This is a genomic window from Pedobacter heparinus, assembly GCF_032678725.1.
Taxonomy (GTDB): domain Bacteria; phylum Bacteroidota; class Bacteroidia; order Sphingobacteriales; family Sphingobacteriaceae; genus Pedobacter; species Pedobacter heparinus_A.
On sequence record NZ_JAVTSC010000010.1, the window covers coordinates 20,256 to 34,813 of the forward strand.

General features: G+C 46.0%; 12 protein-coding genes. 3 read left to right on the forward strand and 9 right to left on the reverse strand.

Annotated features, from left to right (window positions below):
- The first annotated feature begins 46 nt into the window (after positions 1-46).
- Genes R2Q85_RS15370 through rfbC form a run of 3 tightly spaced genes read left to right on the forward strand, consistent with a single transcriptional unit; the run spans position 47 to position 2,735 of the window.
- Positions 47-1,855, forward strand: a complete 1,809-nt coding sequence (locus R2Q85_RS15370) for a tetratricopeptide repeat protein (RefSeq protein ID WP_316812684.1) — start codon at positions 47-49, stop codon at positions 1,853-1,855.
- Positions 1,856-1,870: 15 nt separating this feature from the next.
- Entirely contained in the window at positions 1,871-2,173 is a 303-nt protein-coding gene (locus R2Q85_RS15375; RefSeq protein WP_316812685.1) for a DUF4286 family protein, read from the forward strand.
- 7 nt (positions 2,174-2,180) lie between these two features.
- Positions 2,181-2,735, forward strand: coding sequence for a dTDP-4-dehydrorhamnose 3,5-epimerase (gene rfbC / locus R2Q85_RS15380; RefSeq protein WP_316812686.1), 555 nt, complete (start codon positions 2,181-2,183; stop codon positions 2,733-2,735).
- Between the two features lie 4 nt (positions 2,736-2,739).
- Here the strand turns inward: rfbC and nagA are convergent, their stop codons facing one another.
- From nagA to R2Q85_RS15425, 9 genes are all read right to left on the reverse strand, one after another.
- Positions 2,740-3,936, reverse strand: coding sequence for an N-acetylglucosamine-6-phosphate deacetylase (gene nagA, locus R2Q85_RS15385; protein ID WP_316812687.1), 1,197 nt, complete (start codon positions 3,934-3,936; stop codon positions 2,740-2,742).
- A gap of 21 nt (positions 3,937-3,957) precedes the next feature.
- The gene (locus R2Q85_RS15390) at positions 3,958-4,374 is read right to left on the reverse strand and encodes a hypothetical protein (RefSeq protein WP_316812688.1); all 417 of its coding nucleotides are present in this window, start codon (positions 4,372-4,374) and stop codon (positions 3,958-3,960) included.
- Positions 4,375-4,397: 23 nt separating this feature from the next.
- Positions 4,398-6,536: a PVC-type heme-binding CxxCH protein gene (locus R2Q85_RS15395; protein WP_316812689.1), complete on the reverse strand. Its 2,139-nt coding sequence runs from the start codon at positions 6,534-6,536 to the stop codon at positions 4,398-4,400.
- Positions 6,537-6,563: 27 nt separating this feature from the next.
- Complete coding sequence (locus R2Q85_RS15400; RefSeq protein ID WP_316812690.1) at positions 6,564-7,838, reverse strand: hypothetical protein; 1,275 nt, start codon at positions 7,836-7,838, stop codon at positions 6,564-6,566.
- A 37-nt stretch (positions 7,839-7,875) separates the two neighbouring features.
- A complete protein-coding gene (locus tag R2Q85_RS15405; protein WP_316812691.1) occupies positions 7,876-8,874 on the reverse strand; it encodes an amidohydrolase family protein in 999 nt (332 codons plus the stop codon).
- A gap of 20 nt (positions 8,875-8,894) precedes the next feature.
- Positions 8,895-10,280, reverse strand: a complete 1,386-nt coding sequence (locus R2Q85_RS15410; RefSeq protein WP_316812692.1) for a neutral/alkaline non-lysosomal ceramidase N-terminal domain-containing protein — start codon at positions 10,278-10,280, stop codon at positions 8,895-8,897.
- A 2-nt stretch (positions 10,281-10,282) separates the two neighbouring features.
- On the reverse strand, positions 10,283-11,695 hold the full coding sequence (locus tag R2Q85_RS15415; protein ID WP_316812693.1) for a DegT/DnrJ/EryC1/StrS family aminotransferase: 1,413 nt from the start codon (positions 11,693-11,695) through the stop codon (positions 10,283-10,285).
- Between the two features lie 20 nt (positions 11,696-11,715).
- On the reverse strand, positions 11,716-13,068 hold the full coding sequence (locus R2Q85_RS15420; protein ID WP_316812694.1) for a hypothetical protein: 1,353 nt from the start codon (positions 13,066-13,068) through the stop codon (positions 11,716-11,718).
- Positions 13,069-13,134: 66 nt separating this feature from the next.
- Positions 13,135-14,502, reverse strand: a complete 1,368-nt coding sequence (locus R2Q85_RS15425; protein ID WP_316812695.1) for a DegT/DnrJ/EryC1/StrS family aminotransferase — start codon at positions 14,500-14,502, stop codon at positions 13,135-13,137.
- Positions 14,503-14,558: the final 56 nt, after the last annotated feature.

Consider the following 14,558-nt stretch of genomic DNA (forward strand, 5'->3'; position numbering starts at 1 on the left):
ATGAATTTACTATTTATTCACCAAATTCCCGATCTTAGTTCACGGAATGAAGAAATTATTTGCAGTTGTGCTGTTGTCTTTTACACATTTATTTGGCCTGGCGCAGGATAATGTGGACGATGCCCTGGCCTATCAGTACTACCAGCAGGGCCAGTATCAGCAGGCTGTTGTATTGCTGGAAAAACTCTTTAACAACAGCAGGAACGACGCTTACTTTGAGCTTTATTTTAACTCGATGTTAAAACTGAAGCGATTTGATGATGCCGAAAAATTAGTTAAAAAACTGAGCAGGCAAAACCCAAAAAACCTGCAATACGGTATAGCCCTGGCACGTATTTACCAGGATAAAGGCCAAACTGAGGCAGCAAATAAGTTATACATGCAGGTCATCAGTAACCTGCCGCCCGATGAATTTAAGATCAGGGAAATTGCCAATCATTTTTACGGCTTCCAGGCCTATGACCTGGCCATTTCTGCTTTTTTACAGGGAAGAAAAATACTGAACGACGACAAACCTTTTACTTATGAACTGCTGAGCATTTACCGCTATAAAAAGGATAAGAACATGCTGGTACAGGAGTACATCAATGCCCTGCCTCAGATGCCGCAGTTGTTGCCACAGGCCGAGAGTGTACTTTCTTCTATATTTGAAGACAACAGCGATTATCAGATTTTACAGGCTGCCCTGTTAAAAAAGATACAGAAAGAACCACAAACAGAGATTTATACCAAACTGCTCATCTGGCAATATCTGCAGCAACAGGAATATGAAATGGCCCTGAGACAGCTGATTGCACAAGATAAACGCACCAAAGATGACGGGGGAATTTTATTCAATACTGCCGGCACCTTTTTAGACAACAAGGCCTATCCCACTGCCATTAAGGCCTACGAATATGTATTGACCAAGGGCAAGGAAAGCCCCTGGTACCTGCCCGCAAAGGTAGAAATGATCAATGCCAAATATCAATTGGTCATTGCAGGGCAATTTGATCAAAAAGCGATAACCGAGCTGGCCGCAGGATACCAGGCCATCATAGACGAATACGGCAAAACCCGGCAGACTATTTTTGCCTTAAAAAAATGGGCCAACCTGCAGGCTTACTACCTGAACAAGCTGCCTGAAGCCGAAAAAGCATTGGAAGATCTGCTCAAAACCCCCGGCATTTCGGCTACAGAGAGTGGGCAGGTTAAGCTGGAACTTGGCGATATTTACATCCTTACCCAGCAACCCTGGGAGGCCTTTCTGATCTATGAACAGGTGGCCAGGAAGTTTGAAAACCAGGAAATTAGCAATGAGGCCAGGTACCGATCGGCCCGGCTGTCTTTTTACCAGGGCAATTTTGCCTATGCCAAATCACAGGCCGATGTACTCAAAGCCTCTACCTCGCAATTGATTGCCAATGATGCGTTGAACCTGAGTTTGCTGATCTCAGACAATTTGCAATCTGCCCTGGACAGTAGTGCACTGAAAATGTATGCTGATGCCGAAATGCTGCAATTCCGGAACCTTCCTTTAAAAGCCATAACCAAACTGGACAGCATTGCCCTTGCCTTTCCAAACAACAGCCTGGCAGATGATATTTTAATGGCCAAGTCGAAGATCTACATCAAAAGCAACGAGATCAATAAAGCTGTAGCAGCACTTAAAGAACTTACCATACAGCAAAGCAGTAGCATCTGGGCCGATGATGCCCTGTTTAGCCTGGCTGATCTGTACGAAAAAAACTTAAAAGACAATGAACAGGCCAAAAACCTGTACCAGAAACTGATCAACGATTATCCAGGCAGCATGTTTACCACCGAAGCCCGCAAGCGCTTCAGAAAACTTAGGGGAGACAATATTGGTACATAGTATTATCTTTGCAACATGCTTTTATACAACGTCACCACAATCATTGAAGATGCAGCAGCCGAACGTTGGCTGAAATGGATGCAGGAGGTACATATACCAGCCGTAATGGCCGCCGGAAAATTTGTTTCCCATCGTTTACTAAAGGTGCTGGATTCGCCGAATGAAGGCGTAACCTATTGTGCCCAGTATGTTGCAGCAAACATGGCCGATTACCAGGATTACCAGGAAAAATTTGCCCCGGCATTGCAGGCCGATGTCAATAAGCATTTTGAAAATCAATTTGTGGCTTTCCGCACTTTAATGGAATATATCGATTAACAGAACTATGCAAATTACCTCCACCCCATTAGCGGGCCTTTTAGTTATTGAGCCTAAAGTCTGGAAAGACAACCGCGGTTATTTTTATGAAAGTTACAATGCCAAACTTTTTGCTGAAGCAGGCATTAGTGCTGCTTTTGTACAGGACAACCAGTCCTTTTCACAAAAAGGAGCTTTGCGTGGCTTACATGCGCAAAGCCAGCCATTTGAACAGGGCAAGCTGGTACGTGTATTACAAGGTGCAGTTTGGGATGTTGCAGTAGACATCAGAAAGGATTCTCCAACCTATGGGCAGCATTTTGACATTAAACTGAGTGCCGAGAACCACAAACAGCTTTGGGTACCTCCGGGCTTTCTTCATGGTTTTTTAACCCTGGAAGATCAGACCATTTTTACCTATAAAGTAAGCAATTACTATGATAAGGCTTCAGAAATCGGTGTGATCTGGAACGACCCTGATCTGAACATTAACTGGAACGCCACAATTCCTGAAGCAGCACTGCTGCTTTCTGATAAAGATCAGGTACTTCCCCTTTTTGCAGATTTTAAAAGCCCTTTCTGATCCTTTAAATTTCAGAATTGGTATAGATCTGCTGACCGTTCACCATGGTCATCTGGATATTAATATTGTCATCAAAGATGACAATATCGGCCTGTTTATCCTCAACCAGAGCGCCTGTACTATGGGCAATACCCATAATATTCGCGGGCGTGCTGCTGATCATTCTTATGGCCTCGATAAGTGGTACCCGTCCCATGCTGATCATGGTACGTACCAGGCGATCAGTAGTAGCTACACTACCTGCAAAAGCACTGCGATCGGGTAGTTTGGCCACCCCATCTTCCACAATTACCTTCATACCCGTATTGATATTACCTAATATGCTGTCGCCGGGCGGCATGCCCGCTCCTCTCATGGCATCAGTGATCAATGCAGTTTTTGCAGCACCTTTTATCTTATAAACCAGTTGCAGCAAGGCGGCGGGCAGGTGTATGCCATCGGCAATAATTTCCACATCCATTTCGTCAATCAGGTAAGCACTTTCTATTACGCCTGCATACCGATAAGCATTACGGCGTGTAACACCCGACATGCAGGAATAAAGATGAGTGGCCAGTGTATAACCGTTTTCAAAACCTTCCAGCGCTTCTTCGTAAATGGCATCGGTATGCGCCATAGCGGCGATGATCCCCTTGCTTTTCAGGTACTGGCCAAACGGAATGGCCCCCGGCAATTCAGGGGCAGCACTCCAGCGTTTAATGACATCAGAATAGGCAATGATCGCTTTGTATTCCTTAGGGTCAGGATTGCGGATGAAACGCGCATCCTGGGCCCCTCGCTGATCAGGTGAAAAATAAGGTCCTTCCAGGTGCATACCCAGAAATTTTGCGCCCATGGTATTCTTTTTATCGGCCTCCTTATAAATGTCCAGGGTATTCAGCAGTTCTTCACGCGTACTGGTTAAAGTGGTGGGTACCATTGCTGTGGTGCCGTACCTGGCATGTGTTTCAGCTATTTTAAGAAAGGCAGTCTCATTCCCATCCATAAAATCATGGCCACCGCCACCGTGGATATGAATATCTATAAACCCCGGGGAAACATAGTTCCCCCGGGCATCAATTTCAACCGCATCCGCTGCCTGTATATCAGACTCGCTGATCTGCGCAATTTTACCTTCTTTAACCAACAGCGTTCCTCTATCCATAATTCGATAAGGCGTGATGATTTTCCCATTAACTATTTTATAAGTTTGCTGAAGCATTAATTTATGTTTTAAATATGTTTAGGAAACCTGTTCAACCCAATAGGTGCAGGAACCGTCTTTATTAACCGGCCCTTTAAAAAGAATACATCCTCCGCAGGTTTTTTCTTCCCCTTTTGGAATAAAGAGGTTACACTTTACACATTCCCTTTCCGGATCAGAAGAATGCTCTTCATAACCCAGCTTTTTACGTTTAGCCAGTTCTTCCTTGCTTACATTGGAATAGTCGCCGCATTTGAAATCCTCGGGAGCACTACCTGTCGAAGCAGATGCGGAGGTATCCGCACCAACTTTTGGTGTAGCATCTTTTGCGGCCTGCCCTTCTTTCGGGCTTTCCGAATTGCAGCTGGCTAAACCAGCACTACCTGCAGCAATGGCCAGCCCTGCCGAAAGAAATTTTTGCAGGAAAGCCCTGCGTGAGTTGTTTTGAGTCTTCATCTATATCTGTTTTTCTATTACCATCAAATCTCTTTTAAAGCATCAGCTGCTTCCTGGTATGCTTTTTTATTTTCTGCTGCAGCACTACCTCCCATTTTTTTGATATTGCTTACAATGCCTGCAGCACCACTTTTATTTTTAGATTTTTTAAAGCCTGCTGCCAGACCGCTTAAGCTGGTTTGTACCCATTTGCTGTCTGCTGTAGCGATTGGCGATGACAAGAAACTGAGCAGTCTGGAAACTTCAGCAGCCGATTTTCTGGATCCGACAGCTGTAGCTATGTTTTTTACAAAAGCCAGTTTGGCCGAATCCGTGGCTTTAAAGAAAGTACCGTTTTTGGCCAGCTGATCCAGCAGTTCAAAAGAAGAACCTGGGTTCGAGCTCAATACCGCATTGCTAAACCATAGGTCTTTGTATTTGTTTTCGATAAGGCTGGCAAAAGCAGGTATTACCTGTGCGGCTCCCAACTGTCCGGCACTTAATGTAGCCTGTAAAGAAACGAGCCCAACAGGATCGGCAATGGTTTTTACCAGTTGATCCGACAGTTGCGGAAAACGTTCGGCTAAAATGGCGCCATGTTCTCTTAAACCTGCATTGGCATCGGTTAATGCTTTGCCAACAAGTTCCGCATTCAAGGCATCCAGGCCTTCTAAAGTATACAAAGCATGTAAGCGGGTAATCGGATTCTTGTCCTCGTTGAACATTTTGGTCAATGCCGGGATCGCTGATTTGTCTTTACGCTCTATAATTACACGCTGCGCATTTAGGCGCCACCAGCGGTTTGGATGACCCAGGTAAGCCACCAGCTCCTGGGTAAACTGGTTCCTCATGTGCGGTGGAAGCGATTTCTGGGCTTTTCCTTCTGTAGAAACAATACGGTAAATCCGGCCAAAGTTGTTGCCACGCATAAAATCCATATCCATTTTCAGGGAATCAGGGATAGACACCGGTGTTTCGATGTGCTGACGATACATATCGATCATATACAGGTTGCCATCATAACCCAGGGTAAAGTTACATGGCCTGAACCATGGATCTGTAGAAGAAATAAATTCCCGTTTCTCTTCTTCGGCACTACGTTTAGCAGCGAAGAATGGGCCCTCATTACTGATTTCTATAACATCACGGTGCACCAGGTTACCGGCAACTTCACCTATAAAATGCGTGCCATAATAGGATTTAGGATAAGCATCGCCGGCATATATGGTACCGCCGGAGGCTGCCGTAAAGCGGCCTTCCGCATATTCTTTCCTGTCCAGCTTTTCCTTTTCAAAATTCGCGTTGCGTGCTTTTGTACGTTCTGCACGCCACCATGGCGCAGGGGTAGCCTGGTACATGATCGGCTCTGCCGCATAAATGTTCACTACAGATTTAAAGTTCAGGTGATCGTGACGTTTCAAGTACCTGGCTGCAATGGGTGAGTTGGAGATGTGTCTGGAATTGTTGGTATAAAAACGGTGTCCAAGATCATCCATGTCCATGCCGTACTGCCCGGCGCCTGATTCTACCTCGAACAGACCTTTGTCCAGGCGGAACCTGAAATCGCCGCCTTTAATCTGCAAGGCAGGGGCATTTGGTTTGCGGGTAAAGGTGATTTCACCAGCCATGCCGCCATTATTGGCATAGATCCAGTTGTCGATACCGTACCTTAAGCTCGTGATCTGTGCCTCAGAATTATCTTCAAAGAAGCCAGTAAACAAAACTTCCTTAATGTCAGCAATGTGATCACCAGTGGTATCTTTCATGAAAAATATATTCGGCGCAGCAGTTACCAGTAAGCCGCCTTCCCATGGCAATATGCTGGTACCGCTTTCCAGCTTGCTGGCAAAAACAACGGAGGTATCGATCTTTCCGTCACCATCCTTGTCGATGAGCTTCCGGATCTGCCCTTTGCCCTGTCCTTTTATTGCCTTATATGGATAATCGCCCATTTCAATGACAAAAGCATTCCCTTCTTCGTCAAATGTTAACTCAACGGGGTCTGTAACATTGGGTTCAGTAGCATATACTTCCGCTTTAAAGCCATTCAGCATATCGAATGTACCTATAGATTCCTCGGCTGTCCGGGAGTCCTGGTACTTTTTCTTTTTTGAACAGGAGACAAATACGACTGCCACCATGGCAATCCATATCAGGTTTCTTTTAAGGTTCAGGGTTTTCATTTTTTATTTTGTTTTTTGGTGTGTCTGTTAAAAAGGGTTCGGGATCTTGATCAGGTCCTGTATCTCATTTCCGTTATGCTCAAACCGGGCCAGGGTATACACATTGCCTGCTGCATCAATGGTAATGGAGTTGACATAGGTTGGCCTGGAACCGTCTTCATAAAAAATGGCCCCATGGTCTGTATATTTTCTGTTGGACAAGTCATAAGTAACCAGGTGCAGGTTCTCTAATCCTTTAGCGGCACCTTTAGCAATGCTTTCTTTTCCTTTGAGGCGTTTGCCATCTATGTAGATTGGCCCGCCGGTAAGGTAGTAAATGGTTTTACCATCCGGCCCCAGCTGGAAACCCAGGTAGCCATAGCTGAACTGATCGAACATTCCACTTTTTTGGGACGGTTCGGAAGCTATACGGTCTACAATTTCGATACTGCGTTTTCTTGGGTCGAAACGGAACAGGTAACCCGAATTTCCATGTACGCCATAGGCTACCTCTTCTGGTGCATACCAGAATATTTTGCGCCAGTTATAACCCATGCTGCCAGGTCTTGTGGCATCGTAAGCACCAAAATAATCCAGTTTCAGGTCAATACCTTCCAGTTTCGAAAAAGAGGCTTCAGTCGCCTTAAAAGTAAGGATATCACCTTCGGCAGTAGAGAAATACAAGGTGCCGTCGGCCGGATCTACAAACATCGACCGGCAGATCACCCTATAGTCTGTCCCTACCTGTCCGGCTTCTCCCCTTCCGCATGGAAGGCCCAGATTTCTTAATTTACCGGTATTCATGTCATAGTGAACCAGGTAGCCCAGTGGCCAGGTCAGTGCATAAATGTGTCCCCTTTCTTTATCAATGGCCATGGTAAGCAAGCCTTCCCCTTCCGGGGCAATGGCCAGGTCTTCAAATTTACCGGTAACCAGATCGTAGGAGAGGATATGCCCGCCCGGATACAGTTCATAACCTTCCGGAGCTTTAACATGCAGCCGCTCCATGTCGTCTATCATGTCATAAACACCTACATGGGTTACAAAATACAGTTTGCCTTTACTTTCGTAAAAGCGCACATGGCTTTTGCCCTGCGGTATGGTTTTGCCGTCTTTTTCGCCACAGATTTCGGTCAGGTCGGCCAGCAGTGCTGTTTGGTCTGTTTTAGGATCGTAAACGTAAATTTTTCCACCTATATCATAAGATTCTGAAGAAAGCACATAATAGATCCTGCCATCGCTGGCTGCCGATATCGCATTATAGGTATCGTGGGCCAGTTCGAATCCGGAATAATATTGCTTTGCGATTAAGGTATTGCTCATTTTATTTTTTAAATGGGTTCCAGCTATAATGGAGGTACTACAAGCGGAACAGTTTTTTTGCATTGTGATATAAAATTTTTCTTTCTATTTTTTTGGTAGGCGATAACTTCCTGACTTCGGCAATGATCTTTGCGCCCAGACAATTGTCTATATGGCCTGTGATGTCGGTACAATCGCTGCCAAAAAGCAGTTTGTCCTGGTGTTTTTCAATAAATATACGGGCGTGGTCTTCATCCCTTGTCATCGAGCCTAAACCCGAACCCGCGCCAAAGTCGCCGTAAATATTCTCGTAATTACTGAGCAGCTGATCAGTTAATCCCCCTGGTGTAACTTTAGTTTTCGGATAAAGCACTTTCTGGTCAAGGTGGTTTTTGTCTATATTGGCCCACCAGGTTTGTGAATGCCCGATAAAGTTCACTTTAGGATATTTTTCCAGCATTTTGTGGAAACGTTCCAGGCCATAATTGTACATTCCATACTGCCAGTGCATCAACACCGGTACATTATAGGCCTGTGCCAGTTCATAGATCTTCTGCATCTCGGGCGAGTCGCATTCTACGCCAAACTTTGATTCACCGATCACACAAGCCCCAAGCTTCAGGTATCGTTCTATTTCTTCGATGGCTTCCGGTACATCAGGTACTTCATTAGCTCCGAATAAGAATTCCTTGGGGTATTTTTTTGCCAGTCCGTAACAGATCGTGTTTCCAGTTGCTTTTGCCTGCAAACCGTTGCCTACGCCAAAATGCGTGCTGGCAGAATTAACCGGACGCCCTGAAGGCAACAGGATGGTTTTGGTGATACCCATTGCCCGCTGGTGTGCAATGAGCTGATCGGTGGTGCGGCCCATATAATCGGTATGCTGATGGATATCGATAATGGGCTCTGCAAAAAGCGTGGAAAGCGGGGCGCCTGAAACGAGCGGGTTTGCCTGCAATTTTAAGGTTGCTCCAGCCAGCAACAGACCTGTCCCGGCAATAAACTTGCGCCGGGATAGGGATGCTGATGCAGTAGGTTCTGATTCTTTAAGATTCATAAATCTTCTCTAAAGTCTAATTATTTTGCAATTTTTGGCACACCGGCTTTTTCAGCCAAAGCAGCTACCTCGCTCAAAATCTTCTCCTCAATCGTTAAATCCCATTTTGCAGGCAATCCATAAACCATCCTGGCGGCATCTCCTTCATAGCCACCTTCCTTCAAAATGGTGCAGGAAGGAATATAGGTCATCACGTCATTGGAATAACCCAGTACAAAGGTATCCTGACCGAACACTTGTTTTACTCTAATCGAATATTCAATGGTCAGTTCTCCGCCCAGGGCAACAATCGGCTGTCCGCCAAGCGACCAGACCTGCACCGGGTAAGGATAAGTCCGGATCAGCTGCTCGCCCTTATCCAACTTGCTGATCATACGCTCTGCCCAGCGCTTTTGATAAGCAACAGGCGTAGTTTTAGCAATTTTAGAGAGTTCCTGTTTGTCTGGAATCGCTCCCAGTGGCAAATCGATTTCCGAATAGGCAGAAGAAACGGTAGCAGGTAACTTTCGCATGGTTTCTTCGGTTACCCGGTCAACCGCAGCAGCAAGTTCGCGGCCATATTGCCTGGCCAATGGCACCGTATGACGTGGCAAAGGGTTCTGATCGGCTCCCGCACCCTGAAAAAACATCGCCGTTACTCCTGGATGGGCCTTTTCCAGTTCCAATTGTGCAAAACCCACATAATCACCCGACCACTTGTAAATCTCCAGGGTGGTGGGATGACAGGCGTACCCAAAAGCAATGGCCTTCAGCTTACCTTTCTTATCGAGAATTTTAATCACCGGCACCGCATAATCATTTGGACCTTGCAGTGCAGGAACTTTAGTTAAGGTACTTACGGGATTATTACGGCGGTTAACCTGGAAGCGGGTCACACCGTTTTGCGCATACAGCGAAACCGGTTCCATTTTACTTAAAGCATCGCCTGCCAGTTTTACGATCTGGTCTTCCAGGGCTATGGAATATTGTTTAACTTTTTCCAGCTGATCGGCATCCAGTAAATAAATATCAGACAAGGCATGTTGCAAAACCGGACCGGAGTGGGTATGTGAGCTGTTTAAAATGATCTGGTCACGTTCTAATCCAAACTTGGTTTTGATACGATCCCGGATGTGATTGGATATTTCTCTGGGTAAACCCAAAAGATCGGTAGTAACCAATAACACCTTTTTGCCATTGGCATCCTGCAATGCCAGGGCTTTAGCCCACAGATCGTGCAGCTTACCGTCGGACGGATGGTTCCGGCTGGCAAAGCCGGCCATTGCCATGTGCTGCTTTGGGGTAATTACAGTTCTGGCAATACCGGCCTTCCAATCGGCCGCTTCAGCTTGCGCAGTTTTTTGTGCCGCAACAGTGCCGATCAACGCAAAACAGGAAAGGATAGAAAATAAAATTGTTCTCTTCATCACTAGCCCATTTTATTTAGTTCGTCCGCATTTTTGTAGATTTTGGCGATAGCAGTAGCAATGTCGTCCATATCAGACTTTGTGCCCAGCAGCATATTTTGTGTAAACCATACGGCTTCCTGATCACAAAGGATATCACTGTTCGGACATTTATTGTTCTCCATGTATTTTTCATAGTTCAGCTCGGCGGCAGTATACATGCGTTTAAAGTTTTTAGACTCAAAAGCACTTTTGATAAAATCCATTTTCTGCAAGGGTGTATACCCGCTTGAACAAGGGATCCCTTCGGCTCTTAAAGCCTTTAAAAATTTGGCCCTGCTTAAACCTTTGAACTTTTGTTGCTGGAAACGGAAAGGAAAAAGGTGAAAAGCAGCCCTGTTTACTTTAGGGTACAGCTTATAAGGCACGATACCCGGAATTTTCTCTATTTTGGCTTTCAGGTAAGCAGCATTTTCATTTCTGGTAGCAGTTTGTGTTTCCAGGTAAGGTAAAAGGGATAGTCCTATCGCGGAGGCATATTCTGTGGTACGTACTTTGGTCCCGAGCATAGGGCTTCCATTGCCTATCGCCCCTGAAGCCGTACCAGCCGGATATCCATAGTTGTTGTAAGCAAAACATTTATCCATAAAAATGTCGTCGTTACTTACAATTGCGCCGCCTTCACCAATAGGCAGGTTTTTAGAATTCTGAAAACTAAAGCAGCCCGCATTTCCGATGGTGCCCGCTTTCTTATGGTCATATTCAGCCAGATGCGCCTGGCAGGCATCTTCAAGCACCAGCAGGTTGTGTTTTTTAGCAATGGCCATGATGCGGTCCATATCACAGGGAAGGCCCAGAATATGCACCGGTAATATCGCCCGGGTACGCGGGGTAATCTTTGCCTCGATCTTATCCGGATCCATCTGGAAAGTTTCCCGGTCAACATCCACAAAAACAGGGATGGCGCCATTTAACAACACCGCAGAAACAGTAGCAATAAAGGTATAGGGGGGAACCAGAACCTCGTCTCCTGCACCGATGTTCATTTGGTGGAGCGCAACAATTAAAGCATTGGTACCATTGGCCACAGTTAAACTGCGTTTACAGCCCAGGGTTTTGGCCCATGCCGCTTCAAATTCGTTGGCTATGCCTGCCCGTGACCAGACACCGCTCCTGATGCTGTCAACAACCCGCTTTTCGTCTGTTTGCGGGTTCCACATCGGCCATTTTTGCCAGGCTTTGGTACGGAGCGGTTTACCGCCCATTACAGCCAGTTTGTCGTCTTGTTTTCCGGTCAGAAAGCTCCACATCCCTTTATCACTTTCGGATGCGATAGATAAGGAGGGCATCAGGGCTAAGCCTGCGGCAAATATACCGGTTGATTTGATAAATTTCCTTCTGGTTTCTGAGTTAGATTTGTGTGTGTTAGGTTTCATCAGAATTATGGTTAGGTTAATTATTTCTTTAACAATTTGTGTATGGCGGTGATCAGTACTTTTTCAATATGAGGATCTGCGGCCGAGGCCTGACCGGCCTCATAGCCACCCTGGCCATAACCTTTTTCATCACACATATAGCCTGGTGAATAGTCGCCGTAACCGGCTACTGCTACAAAGAGATCTTTTCGGAAGGCTTTGGCAGCCAGCTGGTATTCAATGAAAGGTTCGCCTGGCAAATGCACAATACGGGCCTTACCCAGTTTAAGGCAGCTCATGTCAATTTTTTTTCCAGCCTGTTCCCTGCGTAGCAGCACCAGTTTAGACATGTTATTAGCCAGGAACACAGACGTTTCTGTCCGCATCTTCTGTTCCATCGTGATTACATCCTCTTTTAAAGGGATCTTGATCGGTTCAATGGTCCATGCCACCTGCGAAGCATCAATCGGTTCTTTTTTAGTGGCATCCCAGGCCCTTTTCATCCCATCGGCCAGTCTTTCTGCCAGGATGAGCCGGTTGATGTGTGCACCGTCATTATATTTACCAGCAGTAATGTTGCCTCCTGCTCCATTAAAGTGAATGTGCAGGGCATCTGGCACTGCCAGTTGACGCATGAACCTGGCGACACCCGGAAAATCAGGGTTGGCTACCCCTGTCCGGTAATAACTTTGCGGGTGAGTAGCATAATAGCTGAGCACAGCTACCGGTTTGTCCTTATTCCAGAAACTGATGAGCGAAACAATGGGATCAATCAAGCCTTCTGGTTCGGCACGTATGGCAGAATCTTTTGTAGCAGAAGTCCTGCTCGCCTTAACCTTGCCGTCTGCACCGACAATCCGCCGGTTGGAAGAAACTTTATAAACTGTTGCGCTGCCTAAACCCAGATGAGTGATGGGCTGTGCCTTACTCAGCGAATTTTTCACGGCAACTTCCAGGCGATGGATCACTTCACGTGCAAAAGTCCCTTCAAAACAGATGGGCTTAAGACCCGCATCAAGCAGGATCTTCTCGGCACCAAAATCGGAAGCCGGGGCATCATGCACATGCGTGGCGTGTACTGCTACCCTGTCTGGCGTAGTGCCGGCCGCATTGGCAATCGCACGCTTAAATTCATCCTGACTGTCATTGGCAATACCGATCCAATCCAGCGAACAAACTACAATGGGTTTACCGGCGCCCATCAATACATACCCTTTGGCCCTGAGCCCTAAATCCCAGGAATTGATCATCGGATCATAAGTCAGGTCAGTGCCTACGGGCGGTGTCGCATCTACATCAAAAGTACTTAAACTGAGTTGGGTAGTTTGCAGCTGCTTTAAAGAATCAACAGTAACGGCATTTACATCGTTTACAAAGCAGGTTAAGACCAGCATGCAAAACAACAATTTAAAATATTTAAGACTCAGGCTCATGTGTGTGTGTTGTGTTTAATGGTATATTTATCCTATGGTATTTAACTTATCTCTGTTTTCATAAACTTTCATAATTGCGTTAATTACATCGTCCATATCTGCCTTGGTTCCCAGCAACTGGGCAGACCCGCCCAGCACGATCATTTCCTGACCGACCAGATCGCATTTGGGCAGGTTTAAAGCCTGTTCCCTGAATTGCGCAAGCCTTTGCTGGCTATACATGGTTTTATATTCTTTCAAACCTAAAATATGGTCAACCCATGGCTCAGTATGCAGTCCTTTAATATATGGACTTAGGGGAATTCCCTCGGCGGCCACTGCTTTCAGAAACTTGATCCTGTCGGCATTATTAAAATGTTCTTTTTGATAGCTCATGGCATACAGGTAATAACCACTGCTTTGTGTACCTGTATATTGTTTTTGCGGGATAAGGCCCGGAAAGCCCTTAAGTTTAGCACTCAGATAGGCGGCATTTTCATTTCTGCGGGCAAAGCGCTCTTTCGCGCCTGATAGCTGTCCCATTAAAATGGCTCCTTCCAGTTCGTTCATGCGATATTTGGGGCCAATGGTTACATTTTTACCCTTACGATCTGTACCATGGTTCTGCACAGTATATACCTTATCCATTAGCGCCTGGTCATTTCCGACCACAGCACCACCTTCACCACATGACATTTGTTTACTTGCCTGAAAACTAAAACAGCCCAGATCGCCGATGGTGCCGATCTGCTTGCCCTGGTATTGCGCAAAATTGGCCTGGCAGGCATCTTCAATTACCCGGAGGTTATGCTTTTTTGCAATTGCCATAATGCGATCCATATCGGCCGGCATTCCCATCATGTGAACCGGCATGATAGCCTTTGTATTTTTATTGATCTTCTTTTCTACATCTGCCGGGTCAAGCTGGTAAGAAGCCCTGTCCAGATCGGCCATAACCGGGAGTGCCCGGCTACCGATAATAGCAGATATCGTCCCGAAATCTGTATAAGGAGAGGTAATCACCTCATCACCCGGCCCAATGCCCATTGCTTCTACGCAGGTACTGAGCGCTTGTGTGCCCGATCCCGTACCAACACAATAACCTACGTTCAGTAAAGCGGCAAATTCCTTTTCAAAAGTGGCTACCGTACCGTTCGCAGGATTCTGGATGCGGCTCCATTTACCACTTTTAGTGGTGTTTACAATAGACGCAATCACTTTTTCATCTGCAAGTACAGCAGGCCAGTTGATCCAGCCCTTCGTCCTTACCGGTGTTCCGCCCAAAATGGCCAATTTTCCCTGGTCCTTCGCAGCAGTCTGCCCGAATGCGGGAATTACATTTGAAAACGCTGCCGCCAATGAGCTGGTGGTTACAGCAGTTATGAAATGCCTTCTTGAAAAATCTGATGGTTTCATGTTTTTGGTTTTGGTTTTAGTTTTTCCGGGGTATTTGATTATAAATGATGTATTTT

Excerpts from the sequence above, each read along its gene's own strand:
- R2Q85_RS15405 (WP_316812691.1), bottom strand. The coding sequence starts at position 8,874 with ATGAATCTTAAAGAATCAGAACCTACTGCATCAGCATCCCTATCCCGG.
- R2Q85_RS15370 (WP_316812684.1), top strand. The coding sequence starts at position 47 with ATGAAGAAATTATTTGCAGTTGTGCTGTTGTCTTTTACACATTTATTT.
- R2Q85_RS15415 (WP_316812693.1), bottom strand. The coding sequence starts at position 11,695 with ATGAAACCTAACACACACAAATCTAACTCAGAAACCAGAAGGAAATTT.
- R2Q85_RS15425 (WP_316812695.1), bottom strand. The coding sequence starts at position 14,502 with ATGAAACCATCAGATTTTTCAAGAAGGCATTTCATAACTGCTGTAACC.
- R2Q85_RS15395 (WP_316812689.1), bottom strand. The coding sequence starts at position 6,536 with ATGAAAACCCTGAACCTTAAAAGAAACCTGATATGGATTGCCATGGTG.
- R2Q85_RS15420 (WP_316812694.1), bottom strand. The coding sequence starts at position 13,068 with ATGCTGGTCTTAACCTGCTTTGTAAACGATGTAAATGCCGTTACTGTT.
- R2Q85_RS15375 (WP_316812685.1), top strand. The coding sequence starts at position 1,871 with ATGCTTTTATACAACGTCACCACAATCATTGAAGATGCAGCAGCCGAA.
- R2Q85_RS15400 (WP_316812690.1), bottom strand. The coding sequence starts at position 7,838 with ATGAGCAATACCTTAATCGCAAAGCAATATTATTCCGGATTCGAACTG.
- nagA (WP_316812687.1), bottom strand. The coding sequence starts at position 3,936 with ATGCTTCAGCAAACTTATAAAATAGTTAATGGGAAAATCATCACGCCT.
- rfbC (WP_316812686.1), top strand. The coding sequence starts at position 2,181 with ATGCAAATTACCTCCACCCCATTAGCGGGCCTTTTAGTTATTGAGCCT.
- R2Q85_RS15390 (WP_316812688.1), bottom strand. The coding sequence starts at position 4,374 with ATGAAGACTCAAAACAACTCACGCAGGGCTTTCCTGCAAAAATTTCTT.
- R2Q85_RS15410 (WP_316812692.1), bottom strand. The coding sequence starts at position 10,280 with ATGAAGAGAACAATTTTATTTTCTATCCTTTCCTGTTTTGCGTTGATC.